Origin of the sequence: Bacillus thuringiensis (assembly GCF_022095615.2) — a bacterium.
GTDB classification, from domain to species: Bacteria; Bacillota; Bacilli; order Bacillales; family Bacillaceae_G; genus Bacillus_A; species Bacillus_A cereus_AG.
In genome coordinates this window covers 2,314,015-2,334,664 of record NZ_CP155559.1, presented here as the reverse complement: position 1 = coordinate 2,334,664, position 20,650 = coordinate 2,314,015, and the positions used below count along the sequence as shown (strand labels likewise).

Genomic DNA, 20,650 nt, shown 5'->3' with positions numbered 1-20,650 from the left:
TTTTATAACAATACATACATTTCATATTGTGCTAATGAATTCTTTTCAAATCCAGTTTTCTTTAAAAATCCTTCTAGTAAATTGTTGTTTGGAAACCCAATTGTTAAACTTGATACATTTAACTTTTCTCTTGCTACTTGTAATAATTTTGATCCAATATTACGATTTCTATAGTCTTTGTCTATGAAAAGAAAACTAATTTTACCTTGTTCATTCATACATATAGAACCTTTTAAATCATTATCGACATATGCGCCGTAAAATGTATTATTTGTTTTTTCGATATAATCCATATCATTTTGCCAATTTATATGGAAATGTAACCATTTCTGAATTTCAACTTTAAAAGATGGGAAATCTAATTGTTTTACTTCAATTCCCTTACAGTCTTTAGTTATTATTTTAGTCAAATCTTTTAAATTATAATAAGATAGATCGTACACTTTTTCATAGCCTAATTTCGTATAAAAATGAATCGCTCGGTCATTGCCTACAATGACTTCAAGGAAAAGTTGCTTACACTTATTTTGAAGCGCCTCTTCTTTATGTAGTTCAAATAACTTTTGACTCACACCAATTCCACGGTAATTAGGATGAATCGCTAATGTTCCGCAGCGCATTGTTTTTATGTTTTCATAATCCTTTATCCCACCAAGTATTACACCAACAGATTTGTTACCGTCTAGAGCAAGAAAAGAGTGCTCTAGTGAGTTACCTTCTGGTCCTAAAAATCTTTGTATAAATTTTTCTTTTGAAACTTCCATTTTAATAATGTAATCTGAAAATCCATCTTTAAAAGCTTCATACACTAAATCTATACTTACTTCACTGCACCTTTTGTATTGAATCATATAAAATTATCCCCCACATACTCGTGTTAAACTTAGCATTCAAATACATAATAAAATGTACGAATTCCACTCTACCCATCATTCTTTAATTTTCAATTCTACCACTTAATTTGAGATGAACGGACACTTCCCTACATATCTCTCACTACTAATTTGTTTTATAACAAATGGTGCAATATCACTATTTTGAATTTTGATTCCTGGCATATCTACTAAACTCTCTTTTATATCTCCAATACCATCCCCCTCTAAAACAAATGGTAATCTAACAATTGTCCAATCTACATCACTACTTTGGATAATTTGTAATTCTTTATATTTATCTTGCATCATTTTTGGTAAAAATACTTTAAACAAATGGGCCCCTATTTTATTCACAATTCCCTTCTGATCCCCTGCGACATTTACAGAACCACCAGAAATTAAAATATATCGTTTTATTTCAAACTCTTTCATTGCTTCTAAAATATGCTTCGTTACTGTACTAAAAATATAAGATTCACTTTTTGGTTGACCTACGGCATTAATTACAGCTCGACAGCCTTTAACTAATTTGCATATTGAAGAAAAATCACGTGCATCCCCAATTATAATCTCTAAATTTTCATTAGTAATCGTCATATTATTAGAATTTCTTGTTAATATTTTTACTTGATATCCCTTTTCTAACGCTTTGTTTACAAGGAATTTTCCGGCTTTTCCGTTTGCACCCAGAATAGCTATTTTATTTGTACTTTCCAATATTAATCCCTCTTACTATCTATTATTTACTACATTAATCTCATACACACGTAAAAAAGCAATTAAATGCTCACATGCTCGTTCACATGCTAACATTTTATAAATTTTTTGTTCCTCTTTCGTTTTATCATTCGCTTGATCTGAAGCAGCTTTTAAACATAGAAAAGGCTTTTTATTGATTTGGCATACATAAGCGAAAGCTGCCACCTCTTGATCAACCGCTAAAGCTCCATATACAGTATGGAGTAAATATCTCATTTCTGAACTACGGATACGTTGATCTCCAGATAAAAATGTACCGAAATGAATCGGTTCATATGATCGGATCTTTTTTATTCTTCTTACAATTGACTTTGTTGTTTCAATAGGTGCTGTTCTACCATTATATAAATTAAAAACATCTTCCCCCGAACCAGCAGCAGTAACATCGTGTTGTATTGCATTAAGTGCTACTACAATATGACCATTTTTCACCTTATTTGATAAACTTCCGCATATCCCTGTCATAAACAACTCATCTGGCTGAAACTCACTAATTAATAATTGTACACAACTTGCACAACTTACTTTGCCAACTCCAGTTATAACGGAGATAACTTCCAAATTATTTATATAATGAAAATGAAATTCCCAAGCTGCTCTTTTTTCAATGCGTTCGCTTGGATAATATTGATGTAAATACGTAAGTTCTGGTTCCCATGCGGATACGATTGCAATACGTTTCATAACACGCTTCACTTCCCCCATTGTTGTCATTTAAATAAGTTATCTATACTTTCTCGTTCATATTCTGGAATCCACTTTTTATATTTCTCATATAAATTCCGTATTGTTTCTTTATTCTTCGCAATTACTTCACATCCTCTATCATCGTAAATAAACATGATAATATCTTTTGTTGCATTTATGAGAAATACATCTGGATAAGAAATTTCTTTTTTGCGTCCAAAACGAGGATAAAGACCTGGAAAATCTTCATGATTTGCAGCTTGAATAAGCCGTTTATACTTTATATCGCTAGCAAAACATTTTAGTGAAAATTGATAAGTACAATACAAGTCAGTTTCTTCTTCTTCAAATATAAAAGGTATTGTCTCTTTCCTTATATGATACTTTAAATCTCTATTATGAATAAAACGTCTATATATATTAATTTTCTGCGGATTTTTCACATTTTCCTTTTTAAATCGATAAACATTTGTTACGAAAAACACTTCATCTTCTTTTGAAAATATCTCTTCAAATAAGTATTGATTATATGTATAAAGTTGAGTGAAGTATTCCGTATTTATATCGTCAGTTCTTTTGACATTTAGACATTTCCCTTTCCCAAAATGAAAATGCAAATGATTTTCCCACTGAAAGTATATATGTGGTACTAATGTAACCCCAGGGTACGTTTGATTCATATATTCTTTTAATTGCATTCTTATATCCTTTCTACTCTACAATTTCTTTTAACTGCCAATATGCATCTTCTAGCCACGGATGTAAAACTTTCAGCGTGTCTTTTCTATCCCACAAATATGAAATATATGCAAAAGCAGCATATTCTAAAGATTTTTCTAATCCTTTTTTTACTTCTACTAAATATGATGGTGTACCATTTTGATCCCATTCTATTTTATCAGCAACAAATAACACTAAATCCATTTTTGTTGCATGTTTACGTAGTGTAGTATGACAACAAATTGCATTTAAAATCTCTTCATCTTCCACTTTAAATATCTCTTTTGCAATTACTTTCGATAACTTTTGATGAATAATCATTGGGAATTCTCGTTCTTCTTGTAATATCTCTATTCCAAATTGCTCAGCAACTACAATCCGATCTTCATTCGGAAAGATTGCACTAATGTCATGTAAATATCCTGCAATTACTGCCTTTTCTTCATTTACATGATACATAACCGCAATTTTACGAGACTCATTTGCCACTCGAACTGAATGTTTATATGTAACTTCTTTATTGTATTTTAATAGAAAAGCTTTTATATCATTTTCAATTTTTCCAGTTGGAGTAAATGAATATATATCCTTATATAACATCGTATGTCCCCTTCTTCCTAACTTTCAATATAACGCAGTATATAAATATTCTTTTTTTGTATTCGTTATGAATGTTTTAATCCCTTTTTTGTACGTTACATGAAATTTTATGTGGAATCATTGCTACAAAATACATAAATGTTTGATATTATAGTAATGTTAATGATTTGTTAGGAAAGGAACTACATAATGAATAAAAATATATTAATTATTGATGATGATAAAGAAATTGTTGAATTACTTGCTGTTTATTTGCGAAATGAAGGCTATAACATTTATAAAGCGTATGATGGCGATGAGGCATTACAAATGATTTCTACATATGAAGTTGACCTTATGGTTCTGGATATAATGATGCCAAAACGAAACGGATTAGAAGTTTGCCAAGAAGTGCGTGAAAATAACACTGTACCTATTCTTATGCTTAGTGCAAAAGCAGAAGATATGGATAAAATATTAGGTCTTATGACAGGTGCAGATGATTATATGATTAAGCCATTCAATCCATTAGAATTAGTAGCTAGAGTGAAAGCTTTGTTACGAAGATCATCTTTCCAAAATGCCACTTCCTCCAAAAATGAAGATGGTATTATTCGTATTCGTTCTGCTGAAATACACAAACATAATCATACTGTGAAAGTAAATGGAGAATATATTAAACTTACATCTATTGAATTTGATATTTTATATTTACTTGCGAGTAATACCGGAAGAGTATTTAGTTCCGAAGAAATTTTTGAACGCGTTTGGAATGAAGATGGTTATGGCTCAAATAAAACTGTAATGGTCCACATTAGTAATTTACGGGATAAACTGGAAACAGGAATGAATGGAGAGAAGTTTATTCATACTGTTTGGGGAGTAGGCTATAAAATTGAGAAATGAAGCATTTGATATATTAAAAGATATCCCAAAATGGAAGTTGATTTTTTGGTTTATGTTAGCCATTACACTTACTCCTATTACTGAATTAATTATATATCGCCTTGTTACAAGTGTAATTGAAAGTTCACTTACGTTAAGTGAACTCGGCAAAGAATTCATTAGAATTTTTGGATATGAAAAATATAAAGGAATAAGGGAATCTCTATGGATGATGATTGTATCTTATTTATTTTTATTTTCTATTTTCTCATCTTACCTATATATTTTTTATCGTCATGAAAGAAAGCTTTACTATGAAACTTGTATTAAAAAAATGATGAAACTTCAATCATAAATTCTATCGTAAATCATAATTATCTGGAAGAGTTAGCGACCGGGGTTAATCAAATTGTTGAACAATTGAAAGTCTCAATTGATGAAGAGAGACAGGCGGAACAAGCTAAAAGTGAATTAATTACGAATGTATCGCATGATTTACGTACTCCTCTTACCTCTATAGTTGGATACGTAAATTTAATCCACCATGATAATTATAGAGATGAAGTGGAATTACGCTATTACATACAAGTCATTTACGATAAAGTAACACGTCTTAATGCATTAATGAATGACTTGTTTGAATATACACGTGTTCAAAATAAAGAGTTAAGCTTATATTCTGTTCCCATTGATATCGTAGAGTTACTTGGACAATTAACTGTTCAATTCCGTATACAAGTTCAAGAAGCTAATATAGAATGTCGACCTTCTTTTCCATCTCAAAAACTCATGGTATTAGCTGATGGAGACAAATTAGTGCGTGTGTTTGAAAATCTTATTATAAACGCTATCGCTTATGGAAACGATGGTGGATATATCGACCTTGCTGCCTATGAAAGCAATAATATGATTACTATAGATATAACAAATTACGGCCAGCCAATTCCTAGTACGGATTTACCTCATATCTTTGAACGTTTTTATCGCGTTGAGAAATCACGCTCTACAAACACCGGTGGATCTGGACTCGGATTAGCAATTGCAAAAAGTATTGTGGAATTGCATAAAGGAACAATTGAAGTATATAGTGATGATAAAAAAACCACTTTCACTGTAAAACTACAACCATATAAATGTTAATACAACTCAATTTCAGGTCCAATTTCTTACCTTATAAGAAATCGGACCTTTTATTTCTCCTTAAAATCCAAAATTTAATAATCCTTTATAATTCTTTAGAAATTCTTTACCTTTTCTTTCTTCCTAATTAAGCATTCCTTTTTACAATAGTATTATTGATGTCATAGTAGGAGGATCGCTTATGCAATTCCTGAAAAAGTTCACAATTTTATTATTATCTTTTGTTATTACAGCACTTATTGTTTTATATTTTTATCTTTATGTAAATGGTCCAATTATTCAAGCTAAATCAGCTATTTTAATAGATGCTAATTCAGGTGAAGTTATTTATAAAAAAAATGAGGAAATCCCTATACAATCAGCTACTTTATCTAAATTAATGACTGAGTATATCGCAATGGAACAACTGAATGAAGGCAAAATACAGTTAGATGAGTTAGTAAAAATAAGTCACGAAGTTTTCCGAGCAGAAACGAGCCCTATACAAGTAACTTCGAAAGATAAAACGACAGTTCGTGATTTACTACATGCATTGTTTTTGACAGGGAATAATCGTTCCGCACTTGCCCTTGCAGAACACATTGCTGGAAATGAAGATAACTTTACACTTCTAATGAATGAAAAAGCAACACAACTAAAATTATCACAACCAACCCCATTTCTAAATGCTACTGGAATGAATAACGATACGAATAAACAATCAACTACAACAACGATAGACGTAGCTAAACTAGCAACACAATTAATAAAAGATTTTCCCGATGTATTGAATATTACGAAGCTAACCTCTTACCAATTTACCTTCAAGGATTCCAAAGTTTTCAACACAAATAAAATGATTTATTCCCTTAATAAAAACATTAAACTCCAAGGTGTTGACGGCTTACAAACTAGTTTTCCAACCAATGGTAATTATAGTTTTGTCAGTACAGCAAAACGAGGTGATACTAGACTTATTTCAGTAATATTAGAATCTGATGATGAAAACAGTACTTTTATTGAAACAAAAAAGTTACTACAGTATGGTTTTGATCCTTCCTCGTACTCTGCATTCCAAGCTTTTAAAGATGCGGTTACATCTTGGACAGTTTTGCTTCAGTTTCAAAATTTAATCATACAAACATTATTGATTTTTTTCATTATTACATTTTTAATGTTTTTACATATACGTCAGAAAAAATCCGAGGATTTTAACTAGGAAATCTTCTTATATATAAAGAACGGCTTACATTTATAGTGCAAGCCGTTTTCTACATTTATAGTCCTCTTCCAATTAAATTTGCTGAAACAGGCTGAAGATTTAGCTCTCTCGCCCATATAGATAGCTGACCAATGTGATGAATTTCATGTACAATTACATGTCTTAAAACTTCACCGTATGTATATGTTTTATCTGTCCACGAAGCTTTTAATATCTTATATTCTAGGCTAGATGACCACAACTGCAAAAAAACTTCTAATTCTCGTTTATATAAATCAGATAACGCTTTCACTTTTTGGATTGATTGATAATCTTTATACTGCGGTTCATTATCTTCTTTTCCTTGAAGTGCGCTAATCCAGCTGTATTCAACATCGACAATATGAAATAATGTTTCTAAAATGCTCCCAACACCTCCTACACGCTTGCGGAGTAATTCTTCCTCTGAAAGTTGTTCACACCACTTAAACCAGTCGTCTCTTACTTGCCAATTGTATTGAAATAAAGTGTACATATTTATCTCTCCCCCACCTCAATAATCCACTTAATATCATCTACTACATAATATGGTTCATCTTTTTGAATATAGTGACCACTTTGTTTTGCAATTACAAATTTATTATTGCTTGATAATCGTAATAATTCTTCTTGCAATTGTAACCATTTCATTTGTGCATCTAGCGAATAAAAAGCTTTTTTACCCGCAGCTAACACGACAAGTGGAATATCATTCATTGATTTACAATATCTATCTACTTCACTTAAACTAAATGTAAACTCTTCATATGAACTTTCATATACAAACTGTTTATGGTAAGCTTTTTGAAAGTCAGTAGACATGATTGGTAAAAATGCTTCTTTATAGTTTTCTGGTGTCGAATCAACCAAAACGATTCCCAACATATCCTCGGGATAAAAAGTCGCAAATAAACGTGCATTTATACCACCAAAAGAATGTCCTACAAAAATATAAGGTGGTTTCAGTTGTAATTGCGCTAAGCAACTTCTTAAATCTTTTACCATTTCAGAACTAATCCGTCGTTTGGAACTCTTCCCACTTTTTCCTAACCCTGCTCGATCATATGTAAGTACCGTCCCCAATTCAGTCAACCCTTCAACAATATGCTCCCATGCCTTGGAATAATCTCCATAACCTGCCTCCATTATAATAACTGGCTGCAGCTTCTTTCCTTGGAACTTTTTCGTATATATTTTAAAATCGGCAATTTGTACATATTCCTCTATACATTTAATCATTGAAAATCACTTCTCTTCGACCAAGTTCCTCTACAGCATGATTTATTATTTCACTTACAGATAAAGATCCATCCAATACAATATCCGAATTCGGCTTAACAGTATGAATTGCCTCTAAATAAGCTTTTCTAGCAAATGTTATGTAATGTTTCAAATCATTATGTATTTCATCTATTGTATCTTCCTTGAAATCTCGCAAAATTCTTCTGGCCATCGCAATATCTAAAGGCGTATCAATAAATATAGTTGCATCAATAAATTTTCGCATCTCACTATTTAAGTATGCAAAAGGATAATCTACAATAATATAATCTACATTCCCCTCTCGTATAAGATGCTGAATGTCATGAATTAATGGCGTAAGTACCCATTCATCATAATTTGCTCCATTATCAATCCATTTACAAATATCAGCAGGACAGTTTTCAAAGTGATAGCTATCAAAATAAAGAGCTTTTGAGTTCTTCAACTCATTCGTTAATCTTTTTGTAACAGTAGTTTTACCACCCCCTGAAACAGCTGCAATTGTAATGATTTTCGTTTTTTTCATAATTACCCACCATACCCCTTTTAATTAACATAACATAATTATAGAAAACTATTATTTTTTATCACTCCATTCATATTCTAGCATACTCATTTCCCATAAGTTCCAGTATGTTTCTCCTACTTTTTTTGACTCTCTTAATAAACCTTCTTTTACAAATCCTATTTTTTCATAACATGAGATGGCGGATGTATTAAAATCATACACACCAAGAGTTACTCTATGTAGTTTTAATTCTTCAAATGCAATTTGTAATACTGCTTTCATCATATGTCTCCCTATAGAACGCCCTCGCATTTTCGTATCACCAACTAACACTTTTCCAATCCTTGCAGACTTATTTATATTGTCAATTTGTCCAAGTGAAATATGACCAATTACTCCTTTAGTCTCTTTATCTATTACTTTGAATGCAAGTGTATTTGTACTTTCTATATATTTTTCTAATTGCTGTTCATTTAATGGGTATGTAAATGCATTTCCTGACCATTGAATTAAAAATTCTTCGGAATTAATCCAATTCATTAACTGTTTAAAATCAGATCTTTTAAATGACTCTAGTTTTATCATTTCCATTTCCCTTTCATATACCATTTTATATAACCTCAAACTAATTTCTATAAATAGAATATATTTTCCTTTTATACGCAATTAAAATAAAGCCATTCATATGAATGGCTTTACAAAAAAACAGCATAATTATGCTTTATTTGCTACATCTGCACCGTTAAAATCAAACTCAGCAGTAACCGTTGTAACAGGAGGGAAAATTGCTTCAATTTTGCAAATAGAAATAATTACCCCAACTGCCCCAGGAATAGCTGCAAGCTTAACTACGTCACAACTTACAGACGAAATCGTACCTACATAAGTACGTCCCTCTGTGTTAATTTGAACTGTTTGATTAACTAATTTCTTAAGTTCATCTCTAATTCCTTGTACACACGAATTATCACATTTCTCATGCTGTTCTTTTTTACACTCTTCGAATACTTCCCAACAATCATCCTGTTTACATGTACACTTCTTTTTACAATTATTAAATCGAGAACCCAATACCTCACCCCCTAATCCTTTCTATTAGTAAGGTATGTCCACTAGCTTAAAAGGGTACGAGGCAAAAGTATAGAAAGAAAAAAATAGACAATTGTACTATACATTCTTTTCATTATTAATTATAAAAACAGACCTCTAATAATTAAAAGCTTGTTTAATGAGGGAACTTAGATTTAATGTTTAGTCACAACTTTCTCAAACAATTCTTTTTTATAAGCTAGATGCACCAGCTTTTCCTATTACTTCACATATACATAGACTGTGTTTGCAATAATATAGCATGTTTTCTTCAACAAGTGTTTATTGATCAATATCTTAACGAGTAGTTCTCTCCACTATCTCTTGAAGAAGTGTCGTTGTAAATGAAAACCTTGGTAATATTTTCAATGTCAACTTAAAGGAAAGAATATGTCTTTTGGAACCACTCGGGCTTTTACGGACAGTTGATCCCACACCTACTTCCTTGCTTTCTCTGAATTTTGAGGTGGGGGCCTTACTGCCCGGCAAATAGCGGGATAAATACTAGAATGTAATATATAAAAAGCTGACTCTTATAAATTGATTTTTTAATTACTTCACGTACGCATAAAGCTTTAGATACGTATTGATTTGGACGAATTCACCAGTATTTTTACCAAAAAATTCATGGAATCTTTAATTAGTCGCGTACTTTCATTGTCTTCAGGAGCCCCACAGACAATCGGGGTTTCTTTTATTTAAATAAAGATTTTATTTAAACTTTACAAAACTCACCTATATTAAAATATCTTCTAAAATCCCCATTGAACATTTATAATACTTTTAAACGGTTTAAATTCTACAATCAGTAATGGAGGCATTTTAATGGGAAACATCCCAAAAGTATCATCACACCAATCAAATTCTAATATACCCTCACAGCAAGTGAACCCTAATACCCAACAAGGTAATATAAAAAAAACAAGACGCCGTATTATAACTACTTTAGCCTGTATATTACCTATAATTTTTGTCGTGCAATATTCTCTGAATAACCAACAAGAAATGATTGAAGAAAAACAAATCGCGCTTAATACGGAGCAACAAAAATTATCTTCTGTAAAGAAGGATGGTCATTCCCTTAACAAGGATGTCAAGGCTTTAACAAGTAGTGAAGAAGAAATTTTAAAATTCGCAAGGAAACTGTATGGATTTTCTAAACCGAATGAAACTATATTTCAAATAACTGAATAAAATTACACTGCATTACCCAAAAGGCGATTTGAAGATAATCGCCTTTTTATATTTAATTTCTAAAGGAATCATACGAATCTCTCTTTCTATCATATAACTACTTTGTTTAATTTGTTAAAATACAATCGCTTGTCCATTTCACTTTGCTCTATCATTACATTTACTATTAGTAATACGAGTTTTAGAGGTGATAAATAATGGACGAGTTTTTATCTTTTGCTGCACATAATCCGGGTTCTATTGGACCTACACTTCCACCTGTTCAACCCTTTCAATTCCCTACCGGTCCCACCGGTTCTACAGGACCAACTGGATCAACTGGACCTACTGGGTCAACTGGACCTACTGGACCTACTGGACCTACTGGGTCAACTGGACCTACTGGACCTACTGGACCTACTGGATCTACTGGACCTACTGGATTTAATCTTCCTGCTGGGCCTGCATCTATTACCTTGACTTCTAATGAAACCACAGCATGTGTATCCACTCAAGGAAATAATACGTTATTTTTTTCGGGTCAAGTATTAGTAAACGGTAGTCCTACTCCAGGAGTAGTGGTCAGTTTTTCATTTAGTAACCCATCTCTTGCTTTCATGGTTCCTCTCGCTGTCATTACCAATGCTTCAGGTAACTTTACCGCTGTATTTCTAGCCGCTAATGGGCCTGGAACAGTAACCGTTACTGCTTCACTTCTTGATTCTCCTGGAACAATGGCTAGCGTCATTATTACCATTGTGAATTGTCCGTAATGATTTTATTTTTAAGAGCTAAACAATTTCTAATAAGAAGAGCACTGATTTGCAGTGCTCTTCTTATTAGGATGTTACTTTCAAATGAGTTTTCGTAACACCCTACTAAAATAACGTTTTTATTAAGAACTAATAATCTTTATATTTCTTAAACTTGTCATCACAAGTAATTTTTATAATTAGTTATATTCTCAATATATTTTATGTATATAATTCCATTCAAAGATACATAATACCGACGTAACTATTTAAAAACACTTCGTTTTATATCTAAGTTCAAAAAGGAGCTACATAACATGGATAAAAAAGATCTATTAAGTCAACAACTTGATCATGTGTCATCAGATGCGTTGAATACTCCTAGTAAGGCCCAAGAGCAAATGCAAGAAGCATCTCAGCAGGCACAAGTTTCAAACAAAAAGGACAGTACTCAATCTTTACATGTTGAAGATTTACCGCATTAAGACGTATATACTACAACGAACAAATAGTAAATTTCAAGGGGAAAATCTTAAGATCGAGTGAACTTAATTTTTTCTCCTTTTCTATTGAAAGTCACTTTAATAGGAAATCTGTACACATCTTTGACACATCCACCATCGCAATCTCCTGAAAATTCGTGATAATATTAATTTGTCGAATACGCCAAATTTCGACATTGTACGACATGTATTATCTCCCTTAGTGAATCCCTGTCCCTCAGGGATTTCTCCTTTTATTCAATACTCTTCGCTTCACTAAATTTTCATCCTTAACAAAATTTAATTACTCCAATGAATAAACATGCGACAGTATCGTGTTTTGATAAAAACAAACTTAACACTAATAGTAGAATTTTTCTTCTTCTCTTTTTATAAACATAAAAAGGAGCTCTATTTATATAGAGCTCCTTTCTAATTTTATAATTTACTAGACTGTAACCCCTGAATAAACGGTACTACTTCAGGATTCACAAGTGACGACAAATCACCTAATTCTTTTCCTAAATAAGCTGCTTTAATAACACGGCGCATTACTTTAGAATTACGTGTTTTCGGTAAATCTTCTACAACGTGAATATCTTTTGGACATAATGCTTTTCCGATATGAGAGTTTACTAAACTCATTAATTCTTTCTTTAACTCTCCTGTGAATGTTACATTGTCCCTTAATACTACAAAACAATGACAAACTTCACCTTTTACATCATCTGGTACACCAATTGCAGCGGCTTCGATTACATCGTTATGTTTCACAAGAATAGATTCATATTCAGCAGGTCCAATACGTTTTCCAGCAATGTTTAGCGTATCATCTGAGCGTCCTGTAATAATATATTGCTCACCATCATAAATAACCCAGTCCCCATGAACCCATTTATTTTCAAATCGTGACCAATATGTGTTCACATAACGCTCATCGTCTTCCCAGAAACTTTTCGTCATACCAACCCAAGGCTTCTCTAAACATAATTCTCCAACTTCATCACGAATCGGATTACCTTGATCATCGAGCACAACCGCTGCCATTCCTGGTAAAGACGCGTTAAAGCTAATCGGTGCAATTGGTTTAATAAGGACGTTTCCGAAAATCCCACCAGAAATTTCAGTTCCGCCTGAATAGTTACAAATTGGTACATTACTTTTTCCCACCGTTTCAAATAGCCACATCCAAGGGTCTGGATTCCAAGGCTCACCTGTTGATGCGAATACTTCTAAACTCTTAAGCGAATGTTTATTTACATACTCATCACCTTTTGCCATTAACGCACGAATTAATGTTGGTGATATACCAAGATGTGTAATCTCATATTTATCAACTGTCTCCCATAAACGATCTGCTTCTGGGAAGTCTGGAACACCTTCGTACATAACCATCGTTGCTCCATTTATGAGAGAGCCGAATAGTAAAAATGGTCCCATCATCCATCCCATATCAGTTACCCATAATACTCGGTCACTTTGTTTTATATTCATTCCGAACCCTGCATCAAAAGCTGCTTTTAAAGGAAAACCAGCATGAGTGTGTACTGTTCCTTTTGGTTTTCCAGTTGTACCTGATGTATAAATGAGCATTAAGGGATCATCACTATGCATTTCTTCAGCATGTGTAAATGGTTTTTCTTTTTCCAGTGCACTCCATGAGAAATCATAATTATGCGGTGTAAAATCATTTCCTGCATGACGAACGATAACAACTTTTTCAACAGTTGGACAATGCACACAAGCTTTATCTACTTCATCTTTTAATGAAACAATCTTACCTCGGCGTGAAAAACCATCTGCAGTAATGATCATTTTAGATCCTGCTGCTTGCACACGTGTCATGACTGCATCAGAAGCAAATCCTGAGAATATTGGTGAAATAATTGCTCCGATTTTCATAACAGCTAGCATCGCAACAACTGTTTCCGGAATCATCGGCATATAAATCGTTACACGGTCACCTTTTTCAATACCCGCATGTTTCAAACCGTTTGCAACGCGACTTACCCAGCTGTCAAGTTCTTCATATGTAAATGATTTTGAAGCTCCATTTTCCCCTTCGTACTGAAGTGCTGGCTGTATTCTTGTCTCTTCATCCGCCAACCAGCGTGATAAAACTGATTCTACAACGTTACAGGTTCCGCCATTATACCACTGTGCAAACGGCGTACCATTTTCTAAATCTAACACTTCCGTATAAGGTTTCATCCATTGATAGCCAACCGCTTTCTCAGCTTCTCCCCAAAACCAAGCTGTTTCTTCAATAGATTTATTATAAAACGTTTCATAATCTTCATAGCCCAACGATTTCATCCAACCATATAAACGTGTTTTTTCTTTATACTCTTCTGTTGGAAACCAAACTGCTTGTTTCAATGTTTTCCCCTCCTTGACTTTTTGAGCAAGAAAGCCCTAAATAGGGCTTTTAAACTGGATAAACAGGATGTTTACGATCCGTAAATACTTGATATTTACTCATATACATTTCGAATCGTCCCTTTAACTCTTCTCTTAAATTGTTTGGGTGAACAATACCATCAATGACCATCTCTGATGCCAAATGGTAAATATCAATATCTTTCTTATACTCTTCGCGTTTTTCAGCAATGAAGCTATCACGCTCTTCTTCTGGTAAAGCTGCAATCTTATTTGCATATACAGCATTGACTGCCGCTTCTGGACCCATTACTGCAATAGAAGCTGTCGGTAATGCTAGGCAGCAATCTGGTTCGAAGGCTGGACCTGCCATTGCATATAAACCAGCACCATATGCTTTACGAACAACGATAGAAATTTTCGGTACAGTTGCTTCACTCATTGCAGAAATCATTTTTGCACCGTGGCGAATAATACCAGCACGCTCTACTTTTGTACCAATCATAAATCCAGGTACATCTGCAAGGAATAATAATGGAATATGATATGCATCGCATAAATTAATAAATTTCGCTGCTTTATCAGCTGAATCGTGGAATAATACGCCGCCTTTCATACGCGGTTGATTTGCAATAATACCAATTGGCTTACCATCAATACGTGCTAAACCTGTAATTAGTTCTTGAGCAAATAGTTTTTTCACTTCATAGAAAGAACCTTCATCAATAATTCTGCTAATAAGGTCTTTCATATTGAAAGGAGCATTTTGATTTTCTGGAATGATTTGTTCTAACGTTTTTTCGAACTGTTTCGGTTCTTGAGGTGTAACCAATGGAGTCTTCTCTAAGTAGTTGTTTGGAAAATATGAAATGTATTGTCTTGCTTGTGTAATCGCATCTTCTTCTGTTTTACATAAAACATCTCCGCATCCTGATACAGAGCAATGCATACGAGCTCCGCCCATCTCTTCTAGAGTTACCTTTTCACCGATAACCATCTCAGCCATACGAGGAGACCCTAAATACATAGATGCATTTCCTTCTACCATCATTACAACGTCACAAAAGGCTGGAATATATGCGCCACCAGCTGCTGAAGGTCCAAATAATAAACATACTTGAGGAACTTTACCTGATAATTTCACTTGATTGTAGAAAATTCTTCCTGCACCGCGGCGCCCTGGAAACATTTCTACTTGATCTGTAATACGCGCTCCAGCAGAGTCAACTAAATAAAATAACGGAACACGTAATTTTTCTGCCGTTTCTTGAATACGTAAAATCTTTTCAACTGTACGCGCGCCCCATGATCCAGCCTTTACCGTTGAATCATTTGCCATTACGCATGCAGTACGACCATGTATTTTACCCGTTGCTGTTATAACACCATCAGCAGGTAATCCTGTTTGTTCACAATTTGCAAATAATGCATCTTCTACATATTCACCATTATCAAATAAAAGAGCTAAGCGATCTCGAACGAATAGTTTTCCTTTTGCTTTGTTTTGTTCATGATACTTTGGTGCGCCGCCTTGTTTAATCGTTTCAACTCGTTCTTCAAATGTATTCGATTGTTGTTTTTGGTCTAACATATTTACTCCCCCTTATACATTGGTGTGCGTTTTTCCTTGAATGCTTGTAATCCTTCTAATCTATCTTTCGTATGGATTACACCTTCATACGCTTGTTTTTCCATTTGTAATCCGGTATGTAAATCAACTTGAATACCGTTTGAAATTGCTTCTTTTGCTAATCGAACAGCAATAGGACCATTACTAGCAATTTTCTCTGCTATTTCAACCGCTTTCTCTTCAAGTACATGAGCTGGTACAACAAATTCTACTAAACCATATTCTTTTGCTTCTTGCGCTGAAATGCGTCTGCCTGTATAAATTAATTCTTTCGCTCTACCAACACCAATTAATCTTGGTAAACGCTGCGTACCACCTGCTCCTGGTATAATTGCAAGTGTAGTTTCAGTAAGACCAAGACTTGCAGTATCAGAAGCAATTCTAAAATCACAAGCTAAACTTAATTCCGTGCCACCACCGAGTGCGATTCCATTTATAGCAGCAATAACTGGCTGTGGTAATTGTTCAACCATTTCCATAGTAGTGCGAATCATACTAACAGCATGGCGAACTTGTTCTTCATTCATACCAGCGCGTTCTTTTAAATCAGCACCAGCACAAAATGCTTTTTCCCCAGCACCTGTTAGAATAACTACACGAGTATTTGACTCTTCGCTTATTTGAGTTAATATGTTTTGTAACTCTTCTAATAACGCTAAAGATAATGAGTTTGCTTGTCTTTCACGATATAACGAAATCTTTACTACGTGAGGTGTTACATAATCAACTGAAATGTTTTGTAATTGTAGCATCTTCTCACCTACTTATCGTTTTATGTTGAAGCGCTCTATACACATGACTTGGTAATTGGATGTTTAATTTACTTTGAATAAATTGACTCGCTCTCAATAACTTCTCTTCATCAATATTCGTTTGGACTCCTAACTTATGAAGCATATGAACTAAGTCATCAGTTGCAACATTGCCCGATGCTCCCGGTGCATATGGACAGCCCCCAAGACCACCACAAGAACTATCAAATGTTGTAATACCATATTCTAACGACTTAACTACATTGGCCAGAGCCATTCCGTACGTATTATGGAAGTGCATTGCAAACTGCAAAGCATCATATTTCTTTAATAAATGTTCTAATACTCGCTCTACTTGTAACGGATTCGCTACACCAATCGTGTCACCAAGAGAGATTTCATAAATGCCATATGAGAATAGTTGATTACATAATTCGTCAACTGCTTCGACACTTATGTCCCCTTCATAAGGGCAACCAAATACAGTAGAAACATAGCCCCTTACCTTTTTACCTTCGAACGTTGCCTGCTTTGTTATATCTTCAATGACAACTAATGCTTCTTTAATTGATTTATTAATATTACTTTTATTATGAGATTCACTTGCTGATAAAAAAACATTCACCTCATCTACATTTTGCAAAAAAGCTCGTTCCAAACCATTTTGATTTGGAACAAGCGCTGCATATGTAACATTTGGATCCCTTTTCAGCTCAGAAAACACATCATTTGCATCTGCTAATGCAGGGACCCATTTAGGGTGAACGAATGAGGAAACTTCAACGTACGATAATCCCGCCTCTGTAAGTAGTTGAATCCATTTTACTTTATCTTTTGTGCCAACAATCTTTTTTTCATTTTGTAAGCCATCGCGTGGCCCGACTTCTTTAATGACAGCAAAATTAGGTAGTTTCAATTCGCTTCCCCCTATATCTCCCTATTCAATTTCTAGTAATACATCTCCTTCATTTACAAAATCGCCTTCTTGCACACTAATTTTCATAACTGTGCCAGCTTCTTCTGAAATGATTGGAATTTCCATTTTCATAGATTCCAAAATGACGACATCCTGCTCTTCCTCTACTGTATCTCCTACTCCTACAACAATCTTCCATACATTTCCTGCCATCGATGCATATACTTTCGTCATCATTTTTTCCCCCTTAATATTGTTAAGTCTTATTTTTTAACAAGTTGTTTCGTTACAAAACCCGTTGTATAAATACCATTTTTGAACACATCATCTTCCAAAACTTGAAGTAGCATTGGCGTGTTCGTTTTAATACCTTCTACTTTTAATTCTTCCAAAGCATCATGTAATTTCGAAATTGCTTCTTCACGCGTTTCACCATGAGCAATGACTTTCGCAATCATTGGATCATAGAAAGGTGTAATCGTTACTTGATTCTCTAAAAAGTGATCAATACGTACATTTGTTGGAAGCGTTAAATCTGTAATTTTCCCAGGTGATGGGAAGAAAGTTTTCGGATCTTCTGCATAAATACGTGCCTCAATGGCATGACCACTACGTTTTACATCATCTTGTGTAAACGATAATTTCTCACCATATGCAACTAGAAGTTGTTGTTCTACAAGATCTAAACCAGTAATTTCTTCTGTAACTGGATGCTCTACTTGTAATCTCGTATTCATCTCTAAGAAATAGAAGTTCTTCTGATCATCTACTAGAAACTCAACTGTACCAGCATTTGTATATCCTAGAGCTTTTGCAGCTTGTACAGCAACTTCACCCATCGCTTTTCTTGTACCTTCATCTAAAAATGGTGAAGGGGCTTCTTCAATTACTTTCTGATTTCGGCGCTGTACTGAACATTCACGCTCCCATAAATACACTGTGTTACCATGTGTATCTGCTAAAAGCTGAATTTCAATATGATGTGCATCTGCAATATAGCGCTCTAAATACATTTCCCCGTTACCGAAGAAGTTTTGTGCTCTTGTTTTATTACTTTCAAATGCTTTGGTGAGCGTTTGCTCAGTTTCCATCAACTGCATTCCAATGCCTCCGCCGCCTGCGGATGCCTTCAGCATTAATGGATAACCAATTTGTTTTGCAATTTCAATTGCTTCTTCAGCAGTTTCAATATTTGTAGTAATACCTGGAACTACTGGAACATCTGCAGCTTGCATTGCAATACGAGATTCGATTTTACTTCCCATCTTCGTAATGATTTCTTCTGATGGACCGATAAATACAATCCCTTCTTCTCTACAGCGAACCGGAAAAGACGGATTCTCTGATAATAATCCATATCCTGGATGGATTGCTTCAGCGTTTGTCTTCTTAGCTATTTCAATAATTTTTTCAAGGTTTAAATAGCTTTCTTGGACACGCGGCCCACCTACTAAGTAAGCTTCATTTGCCATTTTTACATGAAGGGCGTTTTCATCAGCCTCAGAATAAATAGCAACAGTGCGAATGCCAAGTTTTTGACAAGTTTTCATAATACGAACTGCGATTTCTCCGCGATTAGCAATTAATATTTTTTGAAACATAGTGATTCCTCCTTTTTATCTACATCCTAAATGTCTTGCAATTACGAGACGTTGAATTTCAGAAGTTCCTTCACCAATTTCTAATAGTTTTGCATCACGAATATGTCGTTCCACTTCATATTCACGCATATAGCCGTATCCACCGTGAATTTGTACTGCTTGATTTGCAATACGACTAGCAGCCTCAGATGCGAAAAGTTTTGCCATAGCTGCTTCTTTACCGAAAGGTTTATCGTTATCTTTTAACCAAGCTGCTTTATGTACTAAATTACGTGCTAGCTCTACTTCAGTCGCCATATCAGCTAATTTAAATTGAATCGCCTGGAAATTAGAGATTGACTTTCCAAATTGTTGACGTTCTTTCGCATATTGCAGTGCACGTTCAAATGCAGATTGCGCAATACCAACAGCTAATGCTGCGATTGAAATACGTCCTCCATCAAGTGTATATAAGAATTGTTTAAATCCTTTATTTACATCACCAAGAATATTTTCTTTCGGTACACGTACACCATCAAGTACGATTTCACATGTATTAGAAGCACGAACACCCATTTTATCGTAAGGGCTTGAGATCGTTAATCCTTCACTTGTAGTCGGTACGATAAATGCCGAAATACGTTTTCTTCCATTATCTTCAACACCATTGATAGCGGTTACAATAATTGTATTTGCATACTCTGCATTTGTAATCCAACACTTTTCGCCACTAATAACATACTCGTCTCCATCTAATACAGCTTTCGTTTGTGTGCCACCTGCATCAGATCCAGCGTTTGGCTCAGTTAATCCGAAAGCACCTAAAGTTTTACCTGATGCCATTGGAACTAAATATTTCTGTTTTTGTTCTTCTGTACCGAAATAATAAATTGGAGAAGCACCTAATGAAATTGTTGCAGCGTAACTTAATCCTGTTCCACCACAAGCACGACCAATTTCTTCAACTGCTAACGCGTACGATACAGTATCGCCACCTGAACCCCCATACTCTTCAGGGAATGGGATTCCTAATAATCCTAGTTCGCCCATTTTTTGAAATGTTTCATATGGAAATTCCGCAGTTTTGTCATAATATACAGCTTTCGGTGCGATTTCCTTTTCAGCAAAATCACGTACCATTTCTTTAATCATTTGTTTTTCGCGAGTTAGAGTAAATTCCATTCCGCTACACACCCCTTATCGAATATTGAGTTTCGACAGCGTGCGAGTTTCTACTACAAACATTACTACTTAAAGACAAG

The 20,650-nt window shown here is 34.2% G+C and carries 23 protein-coding genes and 2 pseudogenes; 6 read left to right on the top strand and 19 right to left on the bottom strand.

What is annotated here, in order from left to right:
* Positions 1–2: 2 nt before the first annotated feature.
* The 5 genes from KZZ19_RS11985 to yqeK form a co-directional block, all read right to left on the bottom strand.
* Positions 3–851, bottom strand: a complete 849-nt coding sequence (locus KZZ19_RS11985) for a GNAT family N-acetyltransferase (protein ID WP_237981838.1) — start codon at positions 849–851, stop codon at positions 3–5.
* Between the two features lie 105 nt (positions 852–956).
* Positions 957–1,592, bottom strand: a complete 636-nt coding sequence (locus tag KZZ19_RS11980) for an SDR family oxidoreductase (protein ID WP_237981839.1) — start codon at positions 1,590–1,592, stop codon at positions 957–959.
* A 15-nt stretch (positions 1,593–1,607) separates the two neighbouring features.
* On the bottom strand, positions 1,608–2,348 hold the full coding sequence (locus KZZ19_RS11975) for an S-adenosylhomocysteine nucleosidase (protein ID WP_098342434.1): 741 nt from the start codon (positions 2,346–2,348) through the stop codon (positions 1,608–1,610).
* Positions 2,345–3,019: a DUF3885 domain-containing protein gene (locus KZZ19_RS11970; RefSeq protein WP_237981840.1), complete on the bottom strand. Its 675-nt coding sequence runs from the start codon at positions 3,017–3,019 to the stop codon at positions 2,345–2,347. The genes KZZ19_RS11975 and KZZ19_RS11970 overlap by 4 nt, the downstream gene beginning before the upstream one ends.
* Before the next feature lie 13 nt (positions 3,020–3,032).
* Entirely contained in the window at positions 3,033–3,641 is a 609-nt protein-coding gene (gene yqeK / locus KZZ19_RS11965; RefSeq protein ID WP_237981841.1) for a bis(5'-nucleosyl)-tetraphosphatase (symmetrical) YqeK, read from the bottom strand.
* A 189-nt stretch (positions 3,642–3,830) separates the two neighbouring features.
* Between yqeK and KZZ19_RS11960 the strand changes: the two genes are divergently transcribed.
* From KZZ19_RS11960 to KZZ19_RS11950, 3 genes and pseudogenes are all read left to right on the top strand, one after another.
* On the top strand, positions 3,831–4,526 hold the full coding sequence (locus KZZ19_RS11960) for a response regulator transcription factor (protein ID WP_001038818.1): 696 nt from the start codon (positions 3,831–3,833) through the stop codon (positions 4,524–4,526).
* Positions 4,516–5,645: pseudogene (locus KZZ19_RS11955) on the top strand (sensor histidine kinase). Before KZZ19_RS11960 ends, KZZ19_RS11955 begins: the two are co-directional and overlap by 11 nt.
* A 181-nt stretch (positions 5,646–5,826) precedes the next feature.
* A complete protein-coding gene (locus tag KZZ19_RS11950) occupies positions 5,827–6,843 on the top strand; it encodes a D-alanyl-D-alanine carboxypeptidase family protein (RefSeq protein WP_226545330.1) in 1,017 nt (338 codons plus the stop codon).
* Between the two features lie 58 nt (positions 6,844–6,901).
* On the opposite strand, the gene KZZ19_RS11945 is transcribed toward KZZ19_RS11950, so the two are convergent.
* From KZZ19_RS11945 to KZZ19_RS11925, 5 genes are all read right to left on the bottom strand, one after another.
* Entirely contained in the window at positions 6,902–7,360 is a 459-nt protein-coding gene (locus tag KZZ19_RS11945; RefSeq protein WP_088096416.1) for a DinB family protein, read from the bottom strand.
* Between the two features lie 2 nt (positions 7,361–7,362).
* Positions 7,363–8,103, bottom strand: coding sequence for an alpha/beta fold hydrolase (locus KZZ19_RS11940; RefSeq protein ID WP_237981843.1), 741 nt, complete (start codon positions 8,101–8,103; stop codon positions 7,363–7,365).
* Positions 8,096–8,656, bottom strand: a complete 561-nt coding sequence (locus tag KZZ19_RS11935; RefSeq protein ID WP_237981852.1) for a hypothetical protein — start codon at positions 8,654–8,656, stop codon at positions 8,096–8,098. The genes KZZ19_RS11940 and KZZ19_RS11935 overlap by 8 nt, the downstream gene beginning before the upstream one ends.
* A 48-nt stretch (positions 8,657–8,704) precedes the next feature.
* Positions 8,705–9,244, bottom strand: coding sequence for a GNAT family N-acetyltransferase (locus KZZ19_RS11930; RefSeq protein WP_237981844.1), 540 nt, complete (start codon positions 9,242–9,244; stop codon positions 8,705–8,707).
* 105 nt (positions 9,245–9,349) lie between these two features.
* Positions 9,350–9,706 carry a hypothetical protein gene (locus tag KZZ19_RS11925; RefSeq protein ID WP_088096413.1) on the bottom strand — a complete coding sequence of 119 codons (357 nt, stop codon included), beginning with the start codon at positions 9,704–9,706 and terminating at the stop codon, positions 9,350–9,352.
* 843 nt (positions 9,707–10,549) lie between these two features.
* On the opposite strand from KZZ19_RS11925, the gene KZZ19_RS11920 reads away from it, so the two are divergent.
* Positions 10,550–10,918 carry an FtsB family cell division protein gene (locus KZZ19_RS11920; protein WP_088096412.1) on the top strand — a complete coding sequence of 123 codons (369 nt, stop codon included), beginning with the start codon at positions 10,550–10,552 and terminating at the stop codon, positions 10,916–10,918.
* A gap of 197 nt (positions 10,919–11,115) precedes the next feature.
* Positions 11,116–11,172 (top strand): annotated as a pseudogene (locus tag KZZ19_RS11915) (exosporium leader peptide-containing protein); the annotation flags it as partial.
* A 17-nt stretch (positions 11,173–11,189) separates the two neighbouring features.
* Here the strand turns inward: KZZ19_RS11915 and KZZ19_RS11910 are convergent.
* Both KZZ19_RS11910 and KZZ19_RS11905 read right to left on the bottom strand, forming a co-directional pair.
* Positions 11,190–11,393 carry a hypothetical protein gene (locus KZZ19_RS11910; protein ID WP_322349768.1) on the bottom strand — a complete coding sequence of 68 codons (204 nt, stop codon included), beginning with the start codon at positions 11,391–11,393 and terminating at the stop codon, positions 11,190–11,192.
* A gap of 45 nt (positions 11,394–11,438) precedes the next feature.
* Entirely contained in the window at positions 11,439–11,654 is a 216-nt protein-coding gene (locus KZZ19_RS11905; protein ID WP_000236251.1) for a hypothetical protein, read from the bottom strand.
* Positions 11,655–11,966: 312 nt separating this feature from the next.
* Between KZZ19_RS11905 and KZZ19_RS11900 the strand changes: the two genes are divergently transcribed.
* Positions 11,967–12,134 carry a hypothetical protein gene (locus tag KZZ19_RS11900; protein ID WP_170930138.1) on the top strand — a complete coding sequence of 56 codons (168 nt, stop codon included), beginning with the start codon at positions 11,967–11,969 and terminating at the stop codon, positions 12,132–12,134.
* A 435-nt stretch (positions 12,135–12,569) separates the two neighbouring features.
* On the opposite strand, the gene KZZ19_RS11895 is transcribed toward KZZ19_RS11900, so the two are convergent.
* Genes KZZ19_RS11895 through KZZ19_RS11865 form a run of 7 tightly spaced genes read right to left on the bottom strand, consistent with a single transcriptional unit; the run spans position 12,570 to position 20,570 of the window.
* On the bottom strand, positions 12,570–14,510 hold the full coding sequence (locus KZZ19_RS11895) for an AMP-binding protein (protein ID WP_237981845.1): 1,941 nt from the start codon (positions 14,508–14,510) through the stop codon (positions 12,570–12,572).
* Between the two features lie 49 nt (positions 14,511–14,559).
* Complete coding sequence (locus KZZ19_RS11890) at positions 14,560–16,101, bottom strand: acyl-CoA carboxylase subunit beta (protein WP_237981846.1); 1,542 nt, start codon at positions 16,099–16,101, stop codon at positions 14,560–14,562.
* Positions 16,102–16,103: 2 nt separating this feature from the next.
* A complete protein-coding gene (locus KZZ19_RS11885) occupies positions 16,104–16,892 on the bottom strand; it encodes an enoyl-CoA hydratase (RefSeq protein WP_237981847.1) in 789 nt (262 codons plus the stop codon).
* A gap of 4 nt (positions 16,893–16,896) precedes the next feature.
* Positions 16,897–17,808, bottom strand: coding sequence for a hydroxymethylglutaryl-CoA lyase (gene mvaB, locus KZZ19_RS11880; protein ID WP_237981848.1), 912 nt, complete (start codon positions 17,806–17,808; stop codon positions 16,897–16,899).
* 21 nt (positions 17,809–17,829) lie between these two features.
* Entirely contained in the window at positions 17,830–18,045 is a 216-nt protein-coding gene (locus tag KZZ19_RS11875; RefSeq protein ID WP_085311237.1) for an acetyl-CoA carboxylase biotin carboxyl carrier protein subunit, read from the bottom strand.
* Between the two features lie 26 nt (positions 18,046–18,071).
* The gene (locus KZZ19_RS11870; protein ID WP_098342445.1) at positions 18,072–19,409 is read right to left on the bottom strand and encodes an acetyl-CoA carboxylase biotin carboxylase subunit; all 1,338 of its coding nucleotides are present in this window, start codon (positions 19,407–19,409) and stop codon (positions 18,072–18,074) included.
* Between the two features lie 15 nt (positions 19,410–19,424).
* Positions 19,425–20,570: an acyl-CoA dehydrogenase gene (locus KZZ19_RS11865; protein WP_000397276.1), complete on the bottom strand. Its 1,146-nt coding sequence runs from the start codon at positions 20,568–20,570 to the stop codon at positions 19,425–19,427.
* Positions 20,571–20,650: the final 80 nt, after the last annotated feature.